Here is a 21,401-nt window from a genome sequence, read left to right as displayed (position 1 = left end):
GTCAATGCCTGCCTAATAGTTTCTAAACAAGTTTTGAGTATAATCTTTAGTAACAAACTCTATTTCTACATGCAAGTAAATCCATGAGAGGTGTCTCCAATTGAAGGCTAATCCTGATGTTCCCAGCTTTACTCATAATTTCTCCAACCATCAAGCATCCAGAAAGCACGTCAGAGCTGCGCTAATTCTTGCGATTCTGTTAGTAACGGTCGTTGGCTTCACCTTGCCGTACTCTCGTTATGCGGGAATCAGCATTCAAGCCTTTTTGCCTGCTTTCATCTCGGCAGTCGCCATCTGCGAGCTGATTACGATGTATCTGGTGTTCAGTGAATTCCAAGTCAACCGCTCACCGGCGCTGGCCGTACTCGCTTCTGCTTATTTATTTACCGGACTCATTACGATCCCGCATATTTTAACCTTCCCCGGCGTATTTAGCGAAACGGGTCTGCTGCATGCCGGTAATCAAACGGCTGTATGGCTGTGGGTGTTCTGGCATGGCGGATACCCTTCCTTTATTTTCTTGTATACACTTATAAACCGAAAGTATGGGGAGCATCAAGTCACCCACCTTCAAGCGAGGCGAATTTTACTATCGGCTGTATGCGGGACGATTGCAATTGTCACCATTCTTACCCTGATCGCGATCTATGGAAACAGCTGGCTGCCCAAAATCATCCAGAAGGACAATTACCGCGTACTGATAACCTCCGGCATTGGCCCTATCGTGTGGACGTTAAACCTGCTGGCGCTGCTAAGCATGCAATTCATCGTTCGCAAGAAGTCAGTTGTCCATATTTGGCTTACTCTTGCTGTACTTGCATCCTTGCTCGATGTGACACTGACTTTGTTTTCAGGAAGCAGGTACAGCATTGGCTGGTACGTAGCCAGACTAAATAGTATTTTATCGGCCGGCACTTTACTCGTTGTTTTTTTGTACGAAATTCGCTTTCTATATTACCGCGTTGTGCAGCAGGAACGTATCTTCCGAACCGTGTTTGAGTTCGCTGCTGTAGGTATTGCCAGAATTGACCTGAGTCAGAAACCGATTGAATCCAATCATGCTTTTCAACAAATGCTTGGCTATGAAGAAGAGGAGCTCCAGAAAACGCCTCTATCCGGCATTACGCATCCTGAAGATGTGCTCCTTGATGAACGCTTAATGGATGAGCTGGTTTACGGACAACGCAAAAATTTTCAGGTGGAAAAACGTTATTTACATAAAAATGGCGGCATGGTGTGGGGAAATTCGATTGTTTCTCTAGTTCGGGGAGTCAATGATGAACCGGAATTTTTTATCGGCATGGTGGAGGACATTACGAAGCGGAAGCAATATGAAGAGCAAATTCATTTTCAGGCCTACCATGATGCGCTAACAGGGCTTCCGAACCGTGTATTGTTCGCAGATCGACTGAATTTGTCCGTGCTTCAAGCGGCTCGCAATCCCAAGAAAATAGGCGTTATGTTCTTGGACCTGGATGGCTTCAAGCAGGTAAATGATACATTAGGGCACAATATCGGGGATCTGCTGCTGAAGCAGGTGTCCGAACGATTGGTTGCTTCGATGCGGGAAGGAGATACGGTTGCGAGGATGGGAGGCGACGAATTCACCATGATTCTGCCTGATCTGCAGGATGTGAATGATGCACGTGTCTTGGCCGAGCGTGTACTAAATGTTGTGAAGCAGCCTTATGTGCTGGAAGGTCATCATGTCACAGTCACAACAAGTATCGGAATCAGCTTATATCCGTATCATGGGGAAGATGGACAGACACTGATGAAGCTGGCGGATATGGCCATGTACAAAGCAAAAGAAAGCGGCAAAAACCAGTATGCCATTTATGCATAAATACCGGCTTCTGCCGCAGGGGGCTTAACTTTTTGGATCGAGCGTTTCCTTCTTGTACTGAGAAGGGGAGAGCCCGGTCCATTTTTTAAAGGTACGGGTAAAATGAGCCTCATCGAAGTAGCCGATTTCTCTGGCAATGGTTTGAATTTTGTAATCACCGGATTGAAGCATCGCTTTGGCCTTTTCAATGCGAAATTGGTGTACAAAATCGAGAAAGTTGATCCCCAGCTCTTGCTTGAACAAGGTGGATAGATAGGTACTGGATACGAACAATTCCTTGGCCACGCTGGCAAGAGACAGATTGGGCGAATTATATTCCTGTGCGATGAGCTCAACGGCTTGCTGCACTTTACGCTTCGGTGTTTTATGCGGATTGCGCAGCTCTACGAGCTGTTGGATCGCTTTATAAACCAGTCCTGACAGCTCCTCAAGCGTCTCAACCCGGTTAACTTGATCGGCGATGGCAACCAGGCTATCAGACCAGCCTGATTCCGCCAGTTCCTGTTCCTTGCCAAGCTGCATAAGACGGGCCATGAGCGAAAGAGTTTGGAGATTAATCTCTGTTCTGGAGCGGGCATGCTCCGCTTGGAAAGACTCGAACCACTGCTCTGTCAGTGTTAAGGCTTCCGCATAGAGTCCGCCTCGCAGCTGCTCGATGATCAGTGCTTCGAGCTTAATCTGCTCAGGATTGGAAAGGACGGCAGGAGGATCGCTTTGTACGTCTTCATGATTGTCATAGAAGTAAATGCCTCCTAGCCCCTTATAGAAGCGAAGCTCCAAGGCGTAGGCTGCTTCCCTGTAAGCTTCAGAAAGCTCGTCAATGCTGGATTTGGAGCTGCTGATACCGATGCTGACTGTAATCTTTAAATATTTTTCCAAGTTTCGCTGCAATTGGGCAAGACCATGATTGAGCTTATCCTTCAATAAGTCGAATGTGCCGCTGCAGATCGACGTTATGCCATGCTGATCCTTCACGACCTCAACAGGCTGCCGGATGCTGGATTCGAGTGTCTCCTGAACAATATTCGTTGTTGCAAATTGAATCAGCTGTAAGTCTTTACGGCTGTAATTCAGCTCCTCAAGCGGTTTGCCGTCGGGCTGTATGGCAATGACGATAACATGCTGGTCGGCGATGGACATACCTAACTTGCGCATTTGTTCCTTGCGATTCTCGCCTCTCGGCTTGGGTTGATGAAGCCATTCCAGCAAAGTCTGGGACTTCACGATCGGAATGTTCTCCTTCAATTGGAACTGCAGTCCGCTCCAGTCCGATTCCAGCTTTCTTCGCTCCTTCAGCTTACTGACGACTTGTTCGAACACGGCCGCTATTTCTCTGGGCGGACACGGCTTGATGATATAATCGACTGCGCCTAATCGAAGCGCCCGCTGTGCATATTCAAAATCGCTGTAGCCCGTGAGCAGGACGGAAGGAATGTCCAATTGTTTGTCATTCAGCGCTGTAAGAAGCTGTAAACCATCCATGATGGGCATGCGAATATCGGACAAGAGCAGATCCACACCGCCGGATTCGATCATGTCGAGCGCTTCCAAGCCATTACCGGCCTGTCCGCATACCTCAATGCCGAGCGTTTTCCAATCCACCATGGTGAGCAGGCCCTCGCGTGTTGTGAATTCATCTTCAACAATGAGCAAATTCAGCATGTTGGTTCACCTCCTAGGTTCAGGCAGGAGCAGCTGGACTCTCGTGCCGAAATGTTCGACGCTGTTGATTTGCATGATGGCGGCTTCTCCGTAAAACAATCGGATTCGGTTCATAATATTGAGTACAGCAAAGCTTTCATTATGTACAGGCGGTTGAGGAGCAGCCCATGACAGCTGCTGCTGAATGCTCTTCAGCTTATCCGCCGGAATACCGACTCCGTTATCCGTAACCTCTATACTTATCATACCTGGCGATCCTTCAGCTGAGCCTACGGTTACATGAATAAATCCTACATCATCAATAAGCGGCTCGATGCCATGTACAATGGCGTTCTCGATCAGCGGCTGGATGAGCAGCTTTGGAATTTTGAATGCCGAATATTCGGGAGCAAAATCCATCTCATAAGTCAGCTTCCCCCGATACCGCATCTTTTGTAAAAATAAGTAATGCTCAGCCAGCTTCATCTCCTCCTGCAGCTCGATATCGTCGCGGCCTTTGCTGAGGCTGATTTGGAAGATGCCGGATAGGGAGTAGATCATCTCCGCAACTGTATGCTCGCCGCCTTTTTGTGCTGTCCATGCAATTGTGTTAAGGGTGTTATATAAAAAATGCGGGTTGATTTGCGATTGCAGCACCTTAAGCTCGGCTTGACGCTGCTTGATTTCAAAGGCATAAACATCGTCAATGAGCTGGCTGATCCTTTGAACCATGATATTGTAACCGCTGCCAAGCTGACCGATTTCATCCTTGCCTTGAACGGAGACCTGTTGAGTAAAGTCACCCTTTTGAAATTTTTTCATGGACGACAGAATCGATTTCATAGGACTCGTAATGACACTGGCTACAGACCAGGAGACAATGAGGCTGATCATAAATGTAAGACATAAGATGAGAGCTGTGATCCATTTAATACGATTCAGCTGCGAGAGCAGATCGCCACGGGGCTGCAGGACAAGCACGTGCCAGCCGGTGAGCAGGGACTGATCATGAGAGAATACCCACTTGGATTGCTCGATAGCGGCATCAATCTGATCAGGATCCTCAATCTGTCTTGTAAAATAAGGAAGCTCACCAAGGGGCTTGCCAATCCAGGAGCCATTCGTATCCGAGATGATGTGACCGTCTGAATTGACGACAAGAATGGTCGTTCGGTCGCTTGGAGACGCATAGGAACGGCGGATATCCTTTTCATCGATGCCTAGAATCAGGACACCCTCCGGCTTCAAGGTAAGGTCATTTTTCAGGATTTTCGTTAACAGCAGTTTATTTTTCGTATCTCCGTAAAAAATGCTCTTCTTATGGTTTGGAACCTCGACGCTCCATTCATCGATTTTTTTCTTTGTAAAAACCCCTCGTAATCAAACTTATCTTTGAATTCATCAAAGGGGATAGCCGAGGAAAGGCCCTTATTGTTGAACTGGATCGGATCAAAGTGAGGTGAATAAATCGTCAAAAATTGGAAGTAAGGACGTGTCACCATCAATCGGTTTATCATGAGAATGGAATCATTGGTGATGTAATTTTCTCCATTGGCGTCCGATCTCAGCATCACTTGAATTTCCGGTGTCAAATATAAGTAGTCGGAAATATCAAGCGCATCCTGGGCGATGTAATCCAAATGATCGATCGCTTGCCGTGCTGTGTTGACCTGCTCAAGCTTCATCTTGGAAACGATTTCATTAGAGGCGACAGAATAAGAATAGACACCTGTAATGGCGATCGTGATCAGAAGCAGCGGTGCGAACCAGAGCAGCAGCTTTCTCTGAAGAGATAAATCAAGATACCACTTTGGTGACTGCAGCAATTTCATCGGGGGTGGCAACCTTCTCTCTACGTTGATAAATCCATCATAAAAAAGATAGTTACCGCAAGCAACAAAAAAATCATCAGACTGGAGCGTACCTGAAAAATATACAAGAGATTCTGAAAAATAAACAATTGTCAGCTACTAGGAGGGGAGGAGGACGGATACAAGCATGAATATTGTAAAAATAACCTGAAAAATGTACAACATGATCTAAAAAACTATACCTAACAATTTGAAGGCTGCTCTTCTAGAATGAAGTACAAGGAGTCAAAAAAATCTGTAAAAAGCAAGAAGGCGGGTGTTTGCGAGCATGTTACGAGTAAAACGGGGGGCTGGGCTGGGTTGTACGCTTCTGGCAACTGTCATTGCTCTTGCGGGCTGTGGAAGCGGGGCCTCTCAGGTAGCAGGCCCGGACTCCCCTGATGTGCAGGCATCCGAGCCGTCAGCAGCATACACACAAGCGGCTAAGGGTGAGAACATCACGCTTTCCTTTTTTACGAACAATTCGGATCGCTCGGTGGGTCAGGGGAGGCTTGAGCAAGAGCTGATTGATGATTACATGAAGCTGAATCCGAATATTACCATTAAAGTGGAAACGCTCTCCCCGGACCCTCAGTATCAAGACAAGATTAAAGTGTACAATGCTTCCAATCTTCTTCCGGATATCATTAGTGCATGGGGCAATACGAATTTCTTGAAGCCGCTGATCAATAACAACGCTTTGGCTGAGATCAACAGGGATGAACTGGGGGATATGGGCTTTATCCCGTCCTCCATGGACGGATTTTCCTTTGATGGGAAACTGTATGGCATCCCCCGCAACTCAGATTTCTGGGTTCTGTACTACAACAAGAAAATATTTGCAGACAACGGATTGCAGATACCGAGAACGGAAGCAGATCTGATGCACGTGATCGAGACGCTGAGGTCAAAGAAGATCGTGCCGATTGCTATGGATGGCAGAGAAGCGTGGACCTCAGGCATCTGGTTTGACACGCTGCTTCAGCGGGCCTCAGGAACCTGGGACACGTCAAGGAAGGCCATGGACCGAAGCGGCACCTTTACGGATCCAGCTACGATGGAAGCTGCTAGGGCTATGCAGCGCTGGGTGAAAGCTGGGGCTTTCGGCGAAGGCTTCTTGAACCAGGATTACGGGGCCGCCCGCAATATGTTCGGTCAAGGCAAAGCGGCTATGTTCATGATGGGGGAATGGGAAATGGGCATGGCAGCGGATACGAATTTTCCGGAGGAAGTTCGCAATCATATCGGCGCATTCCCGATTCCGTCGATTGAAGGCGGCAAAGGCTCGCCGGAAGATCTGACTGCATGGTTTGGCGGCGGATATGCGGTATCGAATAATTCCAAACACAAGAAAGAAGCCATTGCATTCCTTAGGTGGATGTTTCGTCCGGATGGATGGTCCAAGAGCGTATGGCAGAACGGCATCACCTTTCCGGCTCAGACGTATGATCAATATTTGACGGGAAAGGAGACGGAAATCCAGAATGATTTGACCCGAATCTTTGGCGGCTCTAAGACGTACAGCGGTACCGTAGCTCAGGACAAATTCTCTTCCGATACGCAGAAGACGTACTACGATTCTATTCAGAAGCTGGAAGGCTTAAAGATGACGCCGGAAGACTTTGTGAAAGTGATTGACGAGGCGGCCGATAAGTCTGCGAAAGCTACGAAGTAAAGTGAGATTCGGGGGAAGTTGTGCACGGTGTAAATCTCCCTCCCCCATGTTTTTTCGATAGGATGATAAGCATGAATACGGTCATAAGTGATAAAAAAACGATTTTTTGGCTCGTTGCACCCGGATTCATCCTGATTGCGGCTATGATCTTCATTCCGATTATGGTAAGCCTCTACTACAGTCTAACAGATTGGGACGGCGTAACGGATTACCGTTTCATCGGATTGAGTAATTTCATTGAAATCGTTACCAAAGACGCGGTGTTTTGGAAGTCTTTGCTGAATGCGCTGCTGCTTGGCTTGGGACTTGTGTTTGTTCAGCATCCGCTTTCTGTTCTAACCGCGATGGTGGTTCCATATTGCGGGCGATTTGAGAAGCTGCTGCGGGCAAGTTTTTTTATCCCGTCCATTATCTCCACTTTTGTGACGACGCAGCTCTGGGTCAGTGTATTTAATACCCAATTCGGTTTGTTAAACCGGCTGCTTGAGAGGTTGGGGCTTGAAGCGTGGAAGCAGGACTGGCTTGGAGACCCTAAGCTTGCCATCTGCTGTATGATCTTCGTTTGCATATGGCAGGGCTTCGGGTACGCTTTTCTGCTTTATTACGCAGGAATCAAAGGCGTGCCGAAGGAGTTGTATGAAGCCGCTATGCTCGACGGAGCTACACAGGCTCAGGTCCATGGACACATCATATTCCCGCTGCTCGCGCCGGTTGTCCGAGTGAATATCATTCTTGCCGTCGTAGCCGCTTTCAAGCAGATGGAGACGGTGTATCTGATGACCGGAGGCGGCCCAGCCGACAGCACACAATTTTTATCGACCTACTTATATTCCAAAGCATTTCGGGAGGGCTTGTACGGGTATGGAAATGCCTTATCCATCCTGCTCGTGTTGATCTGTCTGATCATGACGGTACTGCTGAATCGTGCGCTTCAGAAAGATGTAGGTGAATATTGAAATGAGAACTCGATCGCTTCCCCGTCTGCTGTTTGTTGTGTTGATGACGTTCCTTGTCTTGGCAGAGCTGTTTCCGCTGGTATGGCTGCTTAACTTTTCACTGTTGAGAAGCGGGGATTTCTTTGGCTCCAGCATTCTGAAATGGCCGAATCCTCCTATGTGGAGGAACTACGCGGATGCGTTTAAGGGAGCACATATTACGCTGCTGTTTATGAACAGCTTGCTCGTAGTCTTCCTATCCATTGGATTGATCATTGCCTGCTCCATTCCGATGGGATACGCCTTTACAAGGATGCGTTGGAAGCTGCGGGGCGTTTGTTTTTCTTTCATCATGGCGGGCATGATCGTTCCGATCTACTCCACTTTGCTGCCTAATTTTATTCTTTTCAAAGAAACAGGCATTCTGAATTCGTATCTGTCACTCATTTTGCCTTATGCTGCATTCGCGATTCCGGTTAGCCTGTTCATCATCACGGGTTTTCTGGAAACGATTCCACGTGCGCTCGAAGAAGCCGCCGTCATGGACGGGCTCGGCATTCCCGGGATGATTGTACAAATCATCCTGCCGCTATTGAAGCCGGCTATTGCGACTGTTGCTGTTCTTGCCTTTCTGAACTGCTGGAACGAATTCATTATGGCTGTTACTTATATCGACAAGGATACCTTACGGACGCTTCCGTTTGCCGTCGTGTATTTCATGGGGCAGTATTCTTCGAACTATGGCGCGCAGTTTGCCGTATTGGCGATCATCGCAATTCCGTCGATCTTGATGTATTTGTTGTTCACGGATCAAATCACCAGGGGCGTCACCGCAGGTGCGGTGAAGGGTTAACCCGGTCCCGGGGATTCCAACATACAAGAGGAGGTTACACATGAGAATGTGGAAACGCAAATTATCCGTTCTGTCAGCTGGCATCATGCTCAGCTCATCGCTGTCAGGACTAACGGCTTTGGCTGCTGAATCCGGTGCACAATCCGCTTCAGAGCTCACCGCATATTGGGATAGCTCGAAGCCAGTGGAGCAGCGCGTGGAGGATTTATTGTCCAAAATGACGATCGACGAGAAGGTCGGTCAAATGGTTCAGGCTGAACGCGCATCCGTTACGCCTGAAGATGTACAAAATTATTACTTGGGCTCGGTGCTCAGCGGGGGCGGTTCGTTCCCTAATGGCAAACAAACGGACAGCACGCGCGATAAGTGGGCAGATCTGGTCGATTCCTACCAAACCGGCGCGCTCTCAACAAGACTCGGCATTCCGATTTTGTATGGGGTCGACGCGATCCACGGCAATAGCAACCTTCTCGGTGCGACGCTCTTCCCGCATAATATCGGGCTAGGCGCTTCGCGCGATACGCTTTTGGTGCAGGAAATCGGCACTGCAGCCGCGCAGGAAATTAAAGCAGCCGGTACGAATTGGGCGTTCTCGCCGACGATTGCCGACCCTCAGAATATTTTATGGGGCCGTACCTACGAAGGCTTTGGCGATAATCAGCAGCTAGTCGGGGACATGGGCGCTGCGTTCATTAAAGGTCTCCAGGGCGAGAGCCGTGATCAATTGGCGCATACGGATCGCGTTGTCGCTACAGCCAAGCATTTCTTCGGTGAAGGCTTGACCGAAGGCGGCGTGAACCAAGGCAACGTATCGGGAATGACGGAAGAAGAGGTTACTGCGCTTGATTTGCCGATGTACAAAGCGGCAGTGGAAGCAGGTGCCAGAACGGTGATGGCTTCCTATAGCAGTATTCAAGGGCTCAAAATGCACGCCAACAAACGCTTGCTGACGGACGTTCTCAAAGGAACGGGTGAAGGCCAGCTTGGCTTTACTGGATTTGTGATCTCGGACTATAACGCCGTGCAGCAAATTACAAAGGACTGGGATGGGAATTCGGTCAGCGGGCTTAAGAACCAAATTCGCGTAGCGGTTAACGCGGGCGTCGATATGATGATGATGCCTACGGATTGGAAAACAACCATTACTGATTTAAAAGAGCTTGTCAGTGAGGGCGGCATTACTCAAGACCGTATCGATGACGCAGTTACGCGCATTCTTCGCGTGAAATTCGAATCCGGTGCATTCGAGCATCCGATGACGGATAACAGCTTGGCTGGAACGTTCGGGTCTGCCGATCATCGCGAGCTAGCCAGAAAAGCTGTCAGCGAGTCGCTTGTCTTATTGAAAAATGACAAAGTGAACGGATCGCCGATTTTATCGCAATTGTCCGGTATGAGCAAGATCTTCGTTGCTGGTAAAAGCGCCAACGATATCGGCTTGCAGGCCGGCGGTTGGTCCATTACGTGGCAGGGCGCCAAAGGTGCTACAACCACAGGTACAACGCTCCTTCAAGGTATTCAGCAAGTCGTTGGGGGCAGTAAGACGGTCACCTACAACAAGCACGGCCGTGGTGCTGCCGGCAACGATGTTGCCATCGTCTTCATCGGTGAAACGCCTTATGCCGAAAGCAACGGCGATGCGCTGAACAAGCTGAAGCTGGATGCTGAGGACTTGGCGACGCTGGACAATGTTAAAGCATCCGGCGTACCTACGATTGTGGTACTCGTCTCCGGACGTCCGCTGATGATTGCAGACCGTCTGAACGACTGGGCGGGACTGGTGGAAGCATGGCTGCCGGGCACGGAAGGCCAAGGCGTGGCTGACGTATTGTTCGGCAGTCAAGATTTTACAGGTAAATTGCCGGTTCGCTGGCCGTTCTACACAGAGGCTTACACGAATCCTGTAGCCAATCAATCGAATCTAGTTCCTCAATATATATTGTTCAACTACGGATACGGGCTGAAGAAAGCGGAAGAAACACCTGCACTGCCGAATATGCCTGAGAAACCGGGTCCTAAAGATCCTTATGTGAAGGTGGAAGCGGAGAATTACACGGCGAAGTCTGATGGACTGCAATCGGAGAGCTCTTCAGATACAGGCGGCGGTCAGGATATCGGGTATACCAGCGCAGGAGCATGGCTGGAATACAACATCAATGTACCGGCAGCTGGCACCTATAACGTCGATTTTCGCTACGCAGGCGGAGACTCAGGCACGACGGATTCCGGGTTCAAGATCCTGGATGCAAGCGGCGGCACCATCGGTACGCTAAGCGGTATCGGCTATACAGGCGGCTGGCAGACATGGCAGACAGCAACAGCCCAAGGTGTTCATCTGGAAGCGGGCGTACAGAAAATCAAGGTGCAGTTCATCAAGGGCGGGCTTAACTTCAATTGGTTTGGTTCCACTGGATTTAGCCCTGCTCCTGTTCAAAACGAGAATAGCGGCGGCGCTCCTATTGCAACGCAAGCTCCAGTGACCGGCGGCCAAGGCGCTGTTCAAAGCTGGCTCTCCAGTGAGCGCAGCAACCAAAGCATGAACTGGTATTATGCACCTCAATGGCAGCCTGGAGATGAAACCAAGCAGTTGACACCTCAGTCGAATCTCGATTTGACAACAGTCGGCAACGATGTGTATGCGACTACCATCAACATCAATCCAAATAAAGAATATCAATCCATTACGGGTATGGGTACCTCGATGGAAGAGTCCACGGTATTCAATATTACAAAGATGTCGGATGCGAAGCAGAATGAGCTTCTGACCAAGCTGGTCAGCCCAGCAGCAGGTATCGGCATGAGTATGACACGTCTGACCATCGGTACGGCAGACTTTACTTCACGCCAATTCTACACGTACGATGACATGCCGGCAGGCCAAACTGACCTGAATCTGGAGCACTTCTCCATCCAGAAGGACATCGATTACGGCATCATTCCGGTTCTGAAGAAAATAATTGCCATTAATCCGGACATGAAGTTCTTTGCCTCGCCTTGGAGTCCTCCAGGCTGGATGAAGACGACGGACAGCATGATCAAGGGTTCGGTCAAAGACGAGTATCTGCCTGTTCTGGCGGACTACTATGTGAAATATATTCAAGCTTACAAAGCACAAGGCATCAATATCTCGGCGATGACGCTGCAAAACGAGCCTATGCTCGAAATCGAATATCCGAGTACGAAAATGCCTTGGCAGCAGGAAGCAGAGCTTGCGAAGCTGCTCCACCAGAAGCTGCAAGCGGCAGGTCTTGATGTGAAGCTGTGGATTTTCGACCACAATTTCAGCGACACAATGAACTACCCGGCTCCGATGCTGGCTGACGCCATGAATCGTGATGCAATTGATGGAACGGCTTTCCACGATTATAGCGGTGACCCTTCCATGATGTCGCAGCTTCATGACTTGTATCCAGGAGAGAACATCTACTTAACAGAGCGTGCGATTTGGGGAACAGCGGGTGCTGACCGCATGGCGCAGTATTTCCGCAATTGGGCAAAGAGCTATAACTCCTGGGTTGCGATGCTCGACAGCGATATTGCCACTCACCAGTGGGTTGGTACACCGGATCCGAGTATGCTGGTTCAGGATTCCAGCAACCCTGATCAATACTGGTTAACACCTGAATATTACATGCTTGGTAACTATTCGAAGTTTGTCAAACCGGATTACATCCGCATTGACAGCACTTACGGGTCGAAGGATCACATCACGAACGTTTCCTTCATGAGCCCGGATAAGCAAACGATTGTTTCTATCGTCGTCAACCAAACAGACACGACACAAACGTTCAAACTTGTAAGCGACGGCACGCAAATCGCTGCGCAAATTCCTGCCAAATCGGTCGTCACCTACAAGTGGAACCGCATCGTGCTAGAGGAGCAGGAGCCTGTAGTAATGACAGTATCACCGAATTCCCTGCCATACAATGTGGATAACAAGGAGCTTGCTCTTACAGTAACAGGTCTTACTTACGGCACCAAACTGGGTGGTATTTCATTAGGCTCTGAAGCGGCTGGAATGGGCATTACCTTGGGAGATATCACCTATGTGAGCGATTCTGAGGCGAACGTTCAATTGAAATGGGATAGCAGTAAGCCTTATTACGTGAATACACCGCTCACTGTGACGGCTGCTACGTATTCCGACGAAGGTAACGGGCCGACATTGAACGGAAGTGTGATGCTGGCGGGAACCGGGCATAAGCTGGCGGCAACGAATATTACGCCTGGACCGGTCACAGCCAACGATTACTACCAGCTGTCCGGAGTTGCGATCAATAGTCCGGATACAGCAAATGCCAAGCTGACCGGCTTTAGCACCGGGGATTGGGCAGACTTCAAGATTAATGTGCCGTCTGCAGGTAAGTATGCTGTTACTTTAAGTGTGGCATCTCCGAACGGCGGCGGGTTCCTCCTGCAGGATGCGAATCAGGCTACGCTTGGCACGTATGCCATTCCGAATCTGTATGGCTCGACCTCTTGGGTTGGAGCGCGTATGGCTGTTCAATTGAACGCGGGAGAGCAAATGATTCGTATTCAGGGCAATAGCGGCGAGTTCGACTTGAACAATATGACGTTTGTACCGCTAACACCAAGCATTGCAGATAACAATAATTCCATGAAAATGGAAGCTGAAAACTTCGCTGCGGCAGGTCAACAGGTTATTCAGTATGACAGCAGCAGGAACAACCTTGGTTACACGGTGGGCGGTTCTACTTTTGATTATTTGGTTAACATTCCGCAGGATGGGTATTACAAAGTTCGCCTTCAATATGCGACTCCGCAGGGCGGCGTGTCCGCAGCCGTATTATCCAATGGGGCGCTGAAAGGCCAGACATCGATGCCATCCACAGGAGGCTGGGGCAATTATCAGGAAGCCTCGGTTGTCGTACAGCTCAACGCAGGTGTCCAAACACTTCGCATCGAGGATAACGGCGACGGTTTTAACTTCGATTATTTGATCATCGAACCGGGAACTCCGGAGGTTGTACAAGTGAAGGCCGCTTCACCAAAAGCGATCATCACGGCTCAATCGGTAACGCTGACAACGGATATAGAAGGAGCAGCGATTCATTATACGACCGACGGTACGCTGCCTACGATCGACAGCCCTGTATACAGCGCACCGATCAGCGTGGCGGATGTAAAAATCATTCGCGCCATTACGACGAAAGACGGTATGCTGGACAGCTTCGTCAAGTTCGTTTCTACTAGCGGCGCTTATGTGGCGGTGACAGGAGTATCCATTGATCCTGCGCAGCTATCCCTGACTGTGGGAGCAATCGGCCAATTGAAAGCGAATTTCCAACCGGAATTCGTTACAAATGACGAAGTGACTTGGACATCTAGCGATCCGGCCGTTGCAACGGTTGACGCTAATGGTACAGTAACGGCAGTTGGCAGAGGTACAGCAACCTTAACGGTAGTGACAGCTGACGGCGGTAAAGAAGCTACGGCTGCGGTCACGGTGACGAAGAAATCTAACGGATCTTCCGGTTCCGGCTCTGGTTCCTCAGGCGGTTCTTCCGCGCCTAGCACCACGACGGATGGAGGCAAAGTAAGTATTCCAACGACGACAGATGCAAACGGTCATGCAGCGATATCCGTCAAGGCGGATGATATCAAGTCCGCACTGACTACTGCGACAGATCACAAGATTGCAATTGTATTGAATCCGGATGCGGGCACGAAGCAGGTAAAAGTTGATCTTCCTGCTCAAGAGATTTTAGCTGACAACAGTTTGAAATCCATTCAAATCGATGCCGGATTGGCAACCGTAACAATCAGCCCGAACGTCATCAGCGAGAACGGAGGCGCATCGGCGACGAATGTGCAACTTACAGTGGAGTCGGTAGATCCTTCTACGCTTCCATCCTCTGTACAAGGTCAGCTGAACGGAAACGCGATTTACAATTTCAGCTTGAATGTGGATGGCAAGACGATCAGCAGCTTTAACGGCGAGAGCGTCCAAGTCGGCATTCCTTATGAATTGAAAGCAGGCGAGAAGCCAAATAACGTGGTGATTTACTACATTGACGGAGCAGGTCAGCTTGAGATTGTGAAGAACGGTAAATACAATCCAGAATCCGGCAAAGTTGAATTTACAGCGAAGCATTTTAGCACGTATGCAGCGGCTTATGTTCAAGCAAGTTTTAATGACACAGCGGATGCAGCATGGGCGGAAGATGCGATTGAAGCTCTTGCTGCCAGAGGCACAGTGAACGGGATCGGCGGCGGCAAGTTTGAGCCGACAGGTAACGTAACAAGAGCGCAATTCATCAAAATGCTGATCGATACCTTCGACTTGGCTGATGCGACAGCGACAGCTGCATTTACAGATGTTCAGCAAGGCGAGTGGTACACAAGCGCGATTGCGAGCGCCCAGAAGCTCGGTATCGTGAATGGCAAAGAAGACGGTACGTTCGGTGTGAATGATAACATCACCCGCGAGGATATGGCTGTCATGGTTTACCGGATCAGCCAGAAACTGAACCTGACATTAGCTCGAGGAAGCCAGTCTGCGGCATTCACGGATCAAGCTGAAATTGCAGCTTATGCTCAAGCCGCTGTGAAGGAAATTCAAACAGCAGGTATCATTAACGGCATGGAAGACGGCAGCTTTGCTCCTAAAGCCAATGCTTCCAGAGCACAGGCAGCTGTGATGATTTTTAGACTGTTTTCACAAGAATAAGCAGTCAAAGTACCGGCACTACGCTTAGCAATCAATATCAGCCGCTATTCCTTGGGACACCATGTACCCGGAGGATGGCGGCTTTTTTCCTATTACTAAATAGCCGAAAAGATGCTTGCGCCTCTAGTGCATCGGCCTTATAGTAGAGGTCGAGTATATAATTTGAGAAAGGTTAGGGGGCTAGTTCACATGCAGCCTGATTTAGGCAATCTGCTGGAGGACGAGGGATTGACGAATAAAAAGCCGCTAGCGATATTAACCGCCATGTATAAGGGCAATTATTCGAAAATCGCGTTGTCGGGCTTTTTCTTTTTGATCAAGCATTCGCCGACCTGGGTGCTGCCGATTATTACGGCCAAGATCATTAATTTTGCCAGCGAGCCGCAGAAACATGAATTGAAAGAATTATGGGTCAGCATGATTGTTCTTGCTGTTATCCTCGTGCAAAACGTGCCCACGCACAGCTTGTACGTCAGCTACATGAGCAAAGCAATCCGCCAGGTAGAGGCCAGTCTGAGAAGCACGCTGATCCGTAAGCTGCAGAGATTGTCCATGAGCTATCACGGGGAGCTGCAGACAGGCAAGCTTCAGGCCAAGGTGCTGAGGGATGTTGAAGCGATCGAGTTTCTATCCAAGCAAATCATGGTGTCTGTGGTTCCGGCTATTGTGACCGTTATCGTTACGATTATCATAACCTTATGCTACAGCTTGACTGTCAGCGCATTTTTCGCCTTAACGATTCCCGCTTCGTTCTTCATTGTTTCCATATTCCGCCGCAAAATGGGAGCCACCAACAGGGAGTTCCGTAAGGAAATCGAAGACATGTCGGGCAAAGTATCGGAAATGATGGAGATGATTCCGGTTACGAGGGCGCACGGTCTGGAGAAGGTCGAGATTCGCAAAATCGATTCAACATTGCAAAATCTGCGGGGCAAAGGCTACAAGCTGGATATTCTTGAAGCGTTCTTCGGTTCATCCAACTGGGTTACGATTCAAATTTTCCAGGTAGGCTGCTTATTGTTTACCGGCTACCTGGCTTATAAAGGTCAGATACCCGTAGGGTATATTGTGATGTTTCAGGGCTTTTTTAATATGATCATGATGGGTGTAACAGGTATTTTGAACGTGTATCCGAATATCGCCAAAGGACTGGAATCGATCTATTCCGTAACGGAAATCGTATTTTCCAAGGATACGGAAGAGTATGTGGGAACCAAAAAGCTGGATCAAGTTCGCGGAGAAGTGAGCTTTAAGCAGGTTCAGTTCCAATACAGGGAGTCCAATAAACACGTGTTAAATAATTTGACTCTTGATGTTCGTCCGGGCGAATGTATCGCGTTCATCGGCGAATCCGGTGCGGGCAAGTCTACGATTCTCAATTTGCTGATCGGGTTCTACAAGCCGACAAGCGGGAGCATTCTTATTGACGGCGTGCCTATGGAGGAGCTGGATATTCGCCGTTATCGCAAATCCCTCGCTGTAGTGCTGCAGAACAACATTTTGTTCTCGGGGACGATTCGTGAGAATATTGCGTACGGCTTGAAGGGCATCACGGACGAACAAATCTGGGAAGTCATCGATATGACCAACCTTCGCGAGGTCGTTGAAGGCCTGCCGGAAGGCATCGATACGAGAATCGGCGAGCACGGGGGCAAGCTTTCAGGCGGACAGCGTCAGCGTATTGCGATCGCAAGAGCACTCATCCGTGATCCGCGCATTATTATTTTGGATGAAGCAACCTCAGCGCTGGATAACAAATCCGAGCATCATGTACAGAATGCGATGAAGAGATTGATTCAAGGGCGAACAACATTTATCGTAGCGCATCGCTTGTCGACGATTCGTGATGCGGATCGTATTGTGGTGATGAGCAAAGGGCAAATATCGGAGATGGGATCCTACGAAGAACTGATGGCTCGCCGCGGTGAATTTTACCGGATGAAAGCACTGCAAGCATAGCGGAAAAACCAATATTTTAAGGATTGACTTTAAGGAGATAGTTGATAAGATAGAATCAGAGAGTGAACACGCGTTCACATAGAGTTGGATGAGATGAAGATAAACCGGATGAGGGCAAGCCTCGCCTGCTTCATCATTCGTTTACTCTAATGCGAACGCGTGTTTATTTTTGAGACATACAACCTACATAGAAAGCTGCAGAAGAGGATAGAGACGTAGATGGAAACCGGAAAGAAAATGACGTTATTTGGTCTTGTTTGGCCTATCATGATTGAATTGTTCTTACAATTCATGATCGGCACCGCTGATACTTTGATGGTAAGCCGTATTTCGGATGATGCGGTGGCTGTCGTAGGGATCAGCAATCAGTTTTTTCAGGCAGTGATTATGCTGTTTGTGCTTATTAGCAGCGGTGCGGGAATCGTGATTTCCCAGAAGCTTGAGCGGGTAAAGTCAAGGATGCCAAGACAGTTGCTGCCATGGCTTTCTCACTCACGCTGGGGCTTGGTGTTGTGGTCAGTTTGCTGTTGTATTTCGGTGCGGGATCGTTTGTCACGATGCTGCAGGTTCCGGAAGCCTTGCATGGGATGACTCGGCAGTATATCGGGATTGTAGGAAGCGGAACTATTGTCATGTCCGCAGTACTCACGCTTGGTACAGTCATTCGCAGCACTGGCAACACAAAAGGGCCGATGCTTGTCGCAATCGGAATGAATATCATCCACATTTTTGGCAATTATGTGTTTATTTTTGGTGCTTTTGGCATGCCGCAGTGGGGACTCTTTGGTGTGTCACTGTCGACTGTCGGAAGCAGGCTCGCGGCTCTCGCGGTGCTGTATGTTATTTTTCGCAAGTCTTTTGCAGGAACGATTAAGTTCAGTGATTACAGAGTGTTTGACCGTCCGCTACTAAAGGAAGTGGCGAAGGTGGGATTTCCGATGGCGCTCAGCTCGGCGTCCTGGACCGTATCGCAGGTCGTTATTTTCTCGATCGTGGCGACGATGGGCGCGGAGCAGCTAGCTGCAAGAACGTATCTGAACACGATGGAATCGTTCTCGTTTATGGCGGGATGGTCGTTTGCGATGGCTGTGCAAATTCAAGTAGCGCACTTATATGGCGCTGGGAAGATGAACCAGGCGTACAGAAGCGCGTACAAAGCATTGTTCTGGGGCGAAATTGTGGTGGTTGTGAACACATTGCTGCTGTTCCTCGGGGGCAGATGGATTCTCGGGATGTTTACGGAAAATCACGAGATCGTATCAATCGTGCTTGGAATCCTGGCTCTGGACCTGGTGCTTCAACCGCTTAAAATGTGGAACATGCCGCTCAACAATTCACTCAATGCAGTTGGTGATACCCAATACGTCATGTACATCAGTATGATTAGTATGTGGATTGTAGCTGTAGGCGGGACTTATCTATTCGGCTTGACCTTCGGCTGGCTGATCTACGGGGTATACATTGCGATGATTATGGATGAAGCGATCCGCGGCATACTTGTCCAACGCCGGTGGATATCACGGAAGAAGCTTCCGAAGGAAACGGAAACGGCCGTTCCAAGCTTGAACGATCAGGCTGTGCTGCAGGGGTAAGGCTTCTGGCTGCTAAGCGCGGCACATACTACAGTAGAACAATTCGTAAGATTGAGAGAGAGGCGACGTTTCGTGACACATCCGCATGGATCGATACCTAGCATTAGCTTGAATCAAATCGGTTACAGGCCTCATGATGACAAAATTGCGTTATTCGCAGGAATGGGCGGAAGCTTCTATGTAGAAGACAGCAAGGGGATGAAAGTGTGTAGAGGCGAGACCTTGAAAGCACGAAATGATGCGGGAATCAGCGGGCAAACGGTCTATTACGCTGACTTTTCAGCATTGATGAAGCCAGGTACATACCGCATTGTTCATGTGGAGGCAGGGGCTTCCGAAGCTTTCGTCATTGAAGAGAAGCCCTATAAGGAAGTGCATAAGGGGCTGCTTAAAGCTTTCTATTATTTCCGCTGTGGGATAGAACTTCAGGAGGAATTTGCCGCTCCATGGACCCACCATGCGTGCCACTTGGCTCCGGCCATCGTGTATGGTCAGGAGGACCGCCGAATTGATGTTTGCGGTGGCTGGCACGATGCCGGAGATTACGGCAAATATGCAGGACCAGGGGCGAAAGCAGTGGCGGACCTGCTGCTGGCTTTCGAGCTTTACCCGAATGCCTTTGTGGATGCGGTGCCGCTTCCTGAAACAGACGGACGTATTCCGGATGTGCTGCATGAGTGCAGATACGAACTGGATTTTCTGCTCAACATGCAGGATGAGGAGACAGGCGGAGTCTTCCATAAAGTAACGACACTGCAATTCCCTTCACTCGATTGCATGCCGGAGCATGATCTGGCCGACTTATACCTGTCCCCAATTTCCGCGGCGGCTACCGGCTGCTTCGCAGGAGTCATGGCCATGGCTGCTAGAGTCTATCAGCCTTATGATGCTGCCTATGCGGAAGTATGCTTGAGGGCAGCGGAGCGTGCCTATGCATGGCTTGAGCGTAATCCAGATGTGCCTGGATTTAAGAACCCGCCTGAGATTGCTACAGGTGAATACGGTGACAAGCTGGATCACGACGAACGCTACTGGGCTTCCGCGGAGCTGTACCGGACAACAGGCGATCAGCGGTACCATCAAGCACTGAAAGCTTGGGCTGCAGGAAATACATTTGAGTTGTATGAGCTCGGATGGGCGGATATGGGCGGTTATGGGACCATCGCATATCTTCTCACGGAGAAGGACCGCGTAGATCTCAAGCTCTATGACAAGCTCCAATGCGGGCTTGTAGAAGATGCGCGACGTTTGGCTATAATTAGTGAGCAGGACGGCTACGGAATCTCTCTTGCTCCCGAGCAGTACATATGGGGCAGCAACATGCTGGTGATGAACAATGCGATGCTGATGCTGATTGCGCATCACTTCTACAAAGACTCGGCGCTTGAAAAATGTGCACTGGATCACGTTCATTATCTGCTTGGACGAAATGCATTAAGCATGAGCTATGTAACCGGGTATGGAACAAACCCTATAAGGAATCCGCACCATCGTCCTTCAGTCGGTGATGGCGTTGCTGACCCGGTTCCTGGGCAAGTTGCCGGTGGTCCCAACCGTCATTTGCAGGATGACTATGCCAAAGTTACCCTTACAGGCCAGCCACCTGCCAAGTGCTTTGTGGACCATATGGACAGCTACGCAACGAATGAAGTCACGATCTATTGGAACTCTCCTGCGGTGTTTGTTTTTTCGCATTTTGCAAGCTGATGGAAAACGAATGAAGAGCGGTAATCTAGGGCTGAACAACATAGCCCCGGATTACCGCTTTTTTGTTCATGATATATCTTCATAAAAAGTAAGCTTGTTAAAGAAGGGATCGATGAGCGTCATTTCTTGCGTGCACCATGGCGTACGTGTCAAACCCGGCCGAGAGAAAGGATGCCTGCTTGCCAGCAATTCCTTATGCCATGATTCAAGGTGCATCACCTTAATCCGAAGATGTGCCCCGGGACTGCCATCCCCGTAGTGTTCAGACAGATGCAAGCAGCAGTGATCCCTGGATATGGACATATACAAGGGGAGGTCCGGCTCAAAGCGATGCTCCCAATCGATTTGAAAGCCCAGGTAATCTCTATAGAAGTGCAAAGCTTTATCTACATCAAACATTCTTAGGATGGGCGTTATACCGCCTAATTCAACCATGGTTGGTCACCTCAAATTTGTATATAAACAGAATATATAGTGTCCGTCGTCGCAACTCTCGAGTAGAACTTGGCAAATTGCAAATACTACCATCAAATCATCATCTTGAAAGAAGGTATTCATTTGCACAAGTTCATACTGTCCCAATTGCTTTGTGTATTCATTCATTTAAATTCAACAGCCCATGCGACGATGATAACGCCTCTTCAGACATCAG

The 21,401-nt window shown here is 49.1% G+C and carries 13 protein-coding genes; 9 read left to right on the top strand and 4 right to left on the bottom strand.

Going from position 1 to position 21,401, the window contains the following annotated elements; genetic code table 11:
- Nucleotides 1-100: 100 nt before the first annotated feature.
- Entirely contained in the window at nt 101-1,846 is a 1,746-nt protein-coding gene (locus L0M14_RS19360; RefSeq protein ID WP_235118246.1) for a sensor domain-containing diguanylate cyclase, read from the top strand.
- A 24-nt stretch (nt 1,847-1,870) separates the two neighbouring features.
- Here L0M14_RS19360 and L0M14_RS19355 read toward each other — a convergent pair whose 3' ends face one another.
- Genes L0M14_RS19355 through L0M14_RS19345 form a run of 3 tightly spaced genes read right to left on the bottom strand, consistent with a single transcriptional unit; the run spans nt 1,871 to nt 5,319 of the window.
- Complete coding sequence (locus tag L0M14_RS19355) at nt 1,871-3,508, bottom strand: response regulator (RefSeq protein ID WP_235118245.1); 1,638 nt, start codon at nt 3,506-3,508, stop codon at nt 1,871-1,873.
- Nucleotides 3,509-3,514: 6 nt separating this feature from the next.
- Nucleotides 3,515-4,735: a sensor histidine kinase gene (locus L0M14_RS19350; RefSeq protein ID WP_235118244.1), complete on the bottom strand. Its 1,221-nt coding sequence runs from the start codon at nt 4,733-4,735 to the stop codon at nt 3,515-3,517.
- A gap of 26 nt (nt 4,736-4,761) precedes the next feature.
- Complete coding sequence (locus L0M14_RS19345; RefSeq protein ID WP_235118243.1) at nt 4,762-5,319, bottom strand: hypothetical protein; 558 nt, start codon at nt 5,317-5,319, stop codon at nt 4,762-4,764.
- A gap of 307 nt (nt 5,320-5,626) precedes the next feature.
- On the opposite strand from L0M14_RS19345, the gene L0M14_RS19340 reads away from it, so the two are divergent.
- From L0M14_RS19340 to L0M14_RS19310, 8 genes are all read left to right on the top strand, one after another.
- Nucleotides 5,627-7,012: an ABC transporter substrate-binding protein gene (locus L0M14_RS19340; protein WP_235118242.1), complete on the top strand. Its 1,386-nt coding sequence runs from the start codon at nt 5,627-5,629 to the stop codon at nt 7,010-7,012.
- Nucleotides 7,013-7,083: 71 nt separating this feature from the next.
- On the top strand, nt 7,084-7,968 hold the full coding sequence (locus L0M14_RS19335) for a carbohydrate ABC transporter permease (protein WP_235118241.1): 885 nt from the start codon (nt 7,084-7,086) through the stop codon (nt 7,966-7,968).
- Nucleotide 7,969: 1 nt separating this feature from the next.
- The gene (locus L0M14_RS19330; RefSeq protein WP_235118240.1) at nt 7,970-8,800 is read left to right on the top strand and encodes a carbohydrate ABC transporter permease; all 831 of its coding nucleotides are present in this window, start codon (nt 7,970-7,972) and stop codon (nt 8,798-8,800) included.
- 40 nt (nt 8,801-8,840) lie between these two features.
- Nucleotides 8,841-15,491 (top strand): glycoside hydrolase family 3 N-terminal domain-containing protein, encoded by a 6,651-nt coding sequence (locus L0M14_RS19325; RefSeq protein WP_235118239.1) that lies wholly within the window; start codon nt 8,841-8,843, stop codon nt 15,489-15,491.
- A 189-nt stretch (nt 15,492-15,680) separates the two neighbouring features.
- Complete coding sequence (locus L0M14_RS19320; protein WP_235118238.1) at nt 15,681-17,450, top strand: ABC transporter ATP-binding protein; 1,770 nt, start codon at nt 15,681-15,683, stop codon at nt 17,448-17,450.
- A gap of 219 nt (nt 17,451-17,669) precedes the next feature.
- Complete coding sequence (locus L0M14_RS31175) at nt 17,670-18,041, top strand: MATE family efflux transporter (protein WP_311198740.1); 372 nt, start codon at nt 17,670-17,672, stop codon at nt 18,039-18,041.
- Nucleotides 17,930-19,042, top strand: a complete 1,113-nt coding sequence (locus tag L0M14_RS19315; protein WP_260115373.1) for an MATE family efflux transporter — start codon at nt 17,930-17,932, stop codon at nt 19,040-19,042. The genes L0M14_RS31175 and L0M14_RS19315 overlap by 112 nt, the downstream gene beginning before the upstream one ends.
- Before the next feature lie 72 nt (nt 19,043-19,114).
- Nucleotides 19,115-20,749 carry a glycoside hydrolase family 9 protein gene (locus L0M14_RS19310; protein ID WP_235118237.1) on the top strand — a complete coding sequence of 545 codons (1,635 nt, stop codon included), beginning with the start codon at nt 19,115-19,117 and terminating at the stop codon, nt 20,747-20,749.
- A 66-nt stretch (nt 20,750-20,815) separates the two neighbouring features.
- On the opposite strand, the gene L0M14_RS19305 is transcribed toward L0M14_RS19310, so the two are convergent.
- Complete coding sequence (locus tag L0M14_RS19305; RefSeq protein WP_235118236.1) at nt 20,816-21,184, bottom strand: glyoxalase superfamily protein; 369 nt, start codon at nt 21,182-21,184, stop codon at nt 20,816-20,818.
- Between the last annotated feature and the right edge of the window lie 217 nt (nt 21,185-21,401).

Origin of the sequence: Paenibacillus hexagrammi (assembly GCF_021513275.1) — a bacterium.
In the GTDB taxonomy this organism is placed as follows: Bacteria; Bacillota; Bacilli; order Paenibacillales; family NBRC-103111; genus Paenibacillus_E; species Paenibacillus_E hexagrammi.
This window is presented reverse-complemented; position numbering and strand designations above follow the sequence as displayed.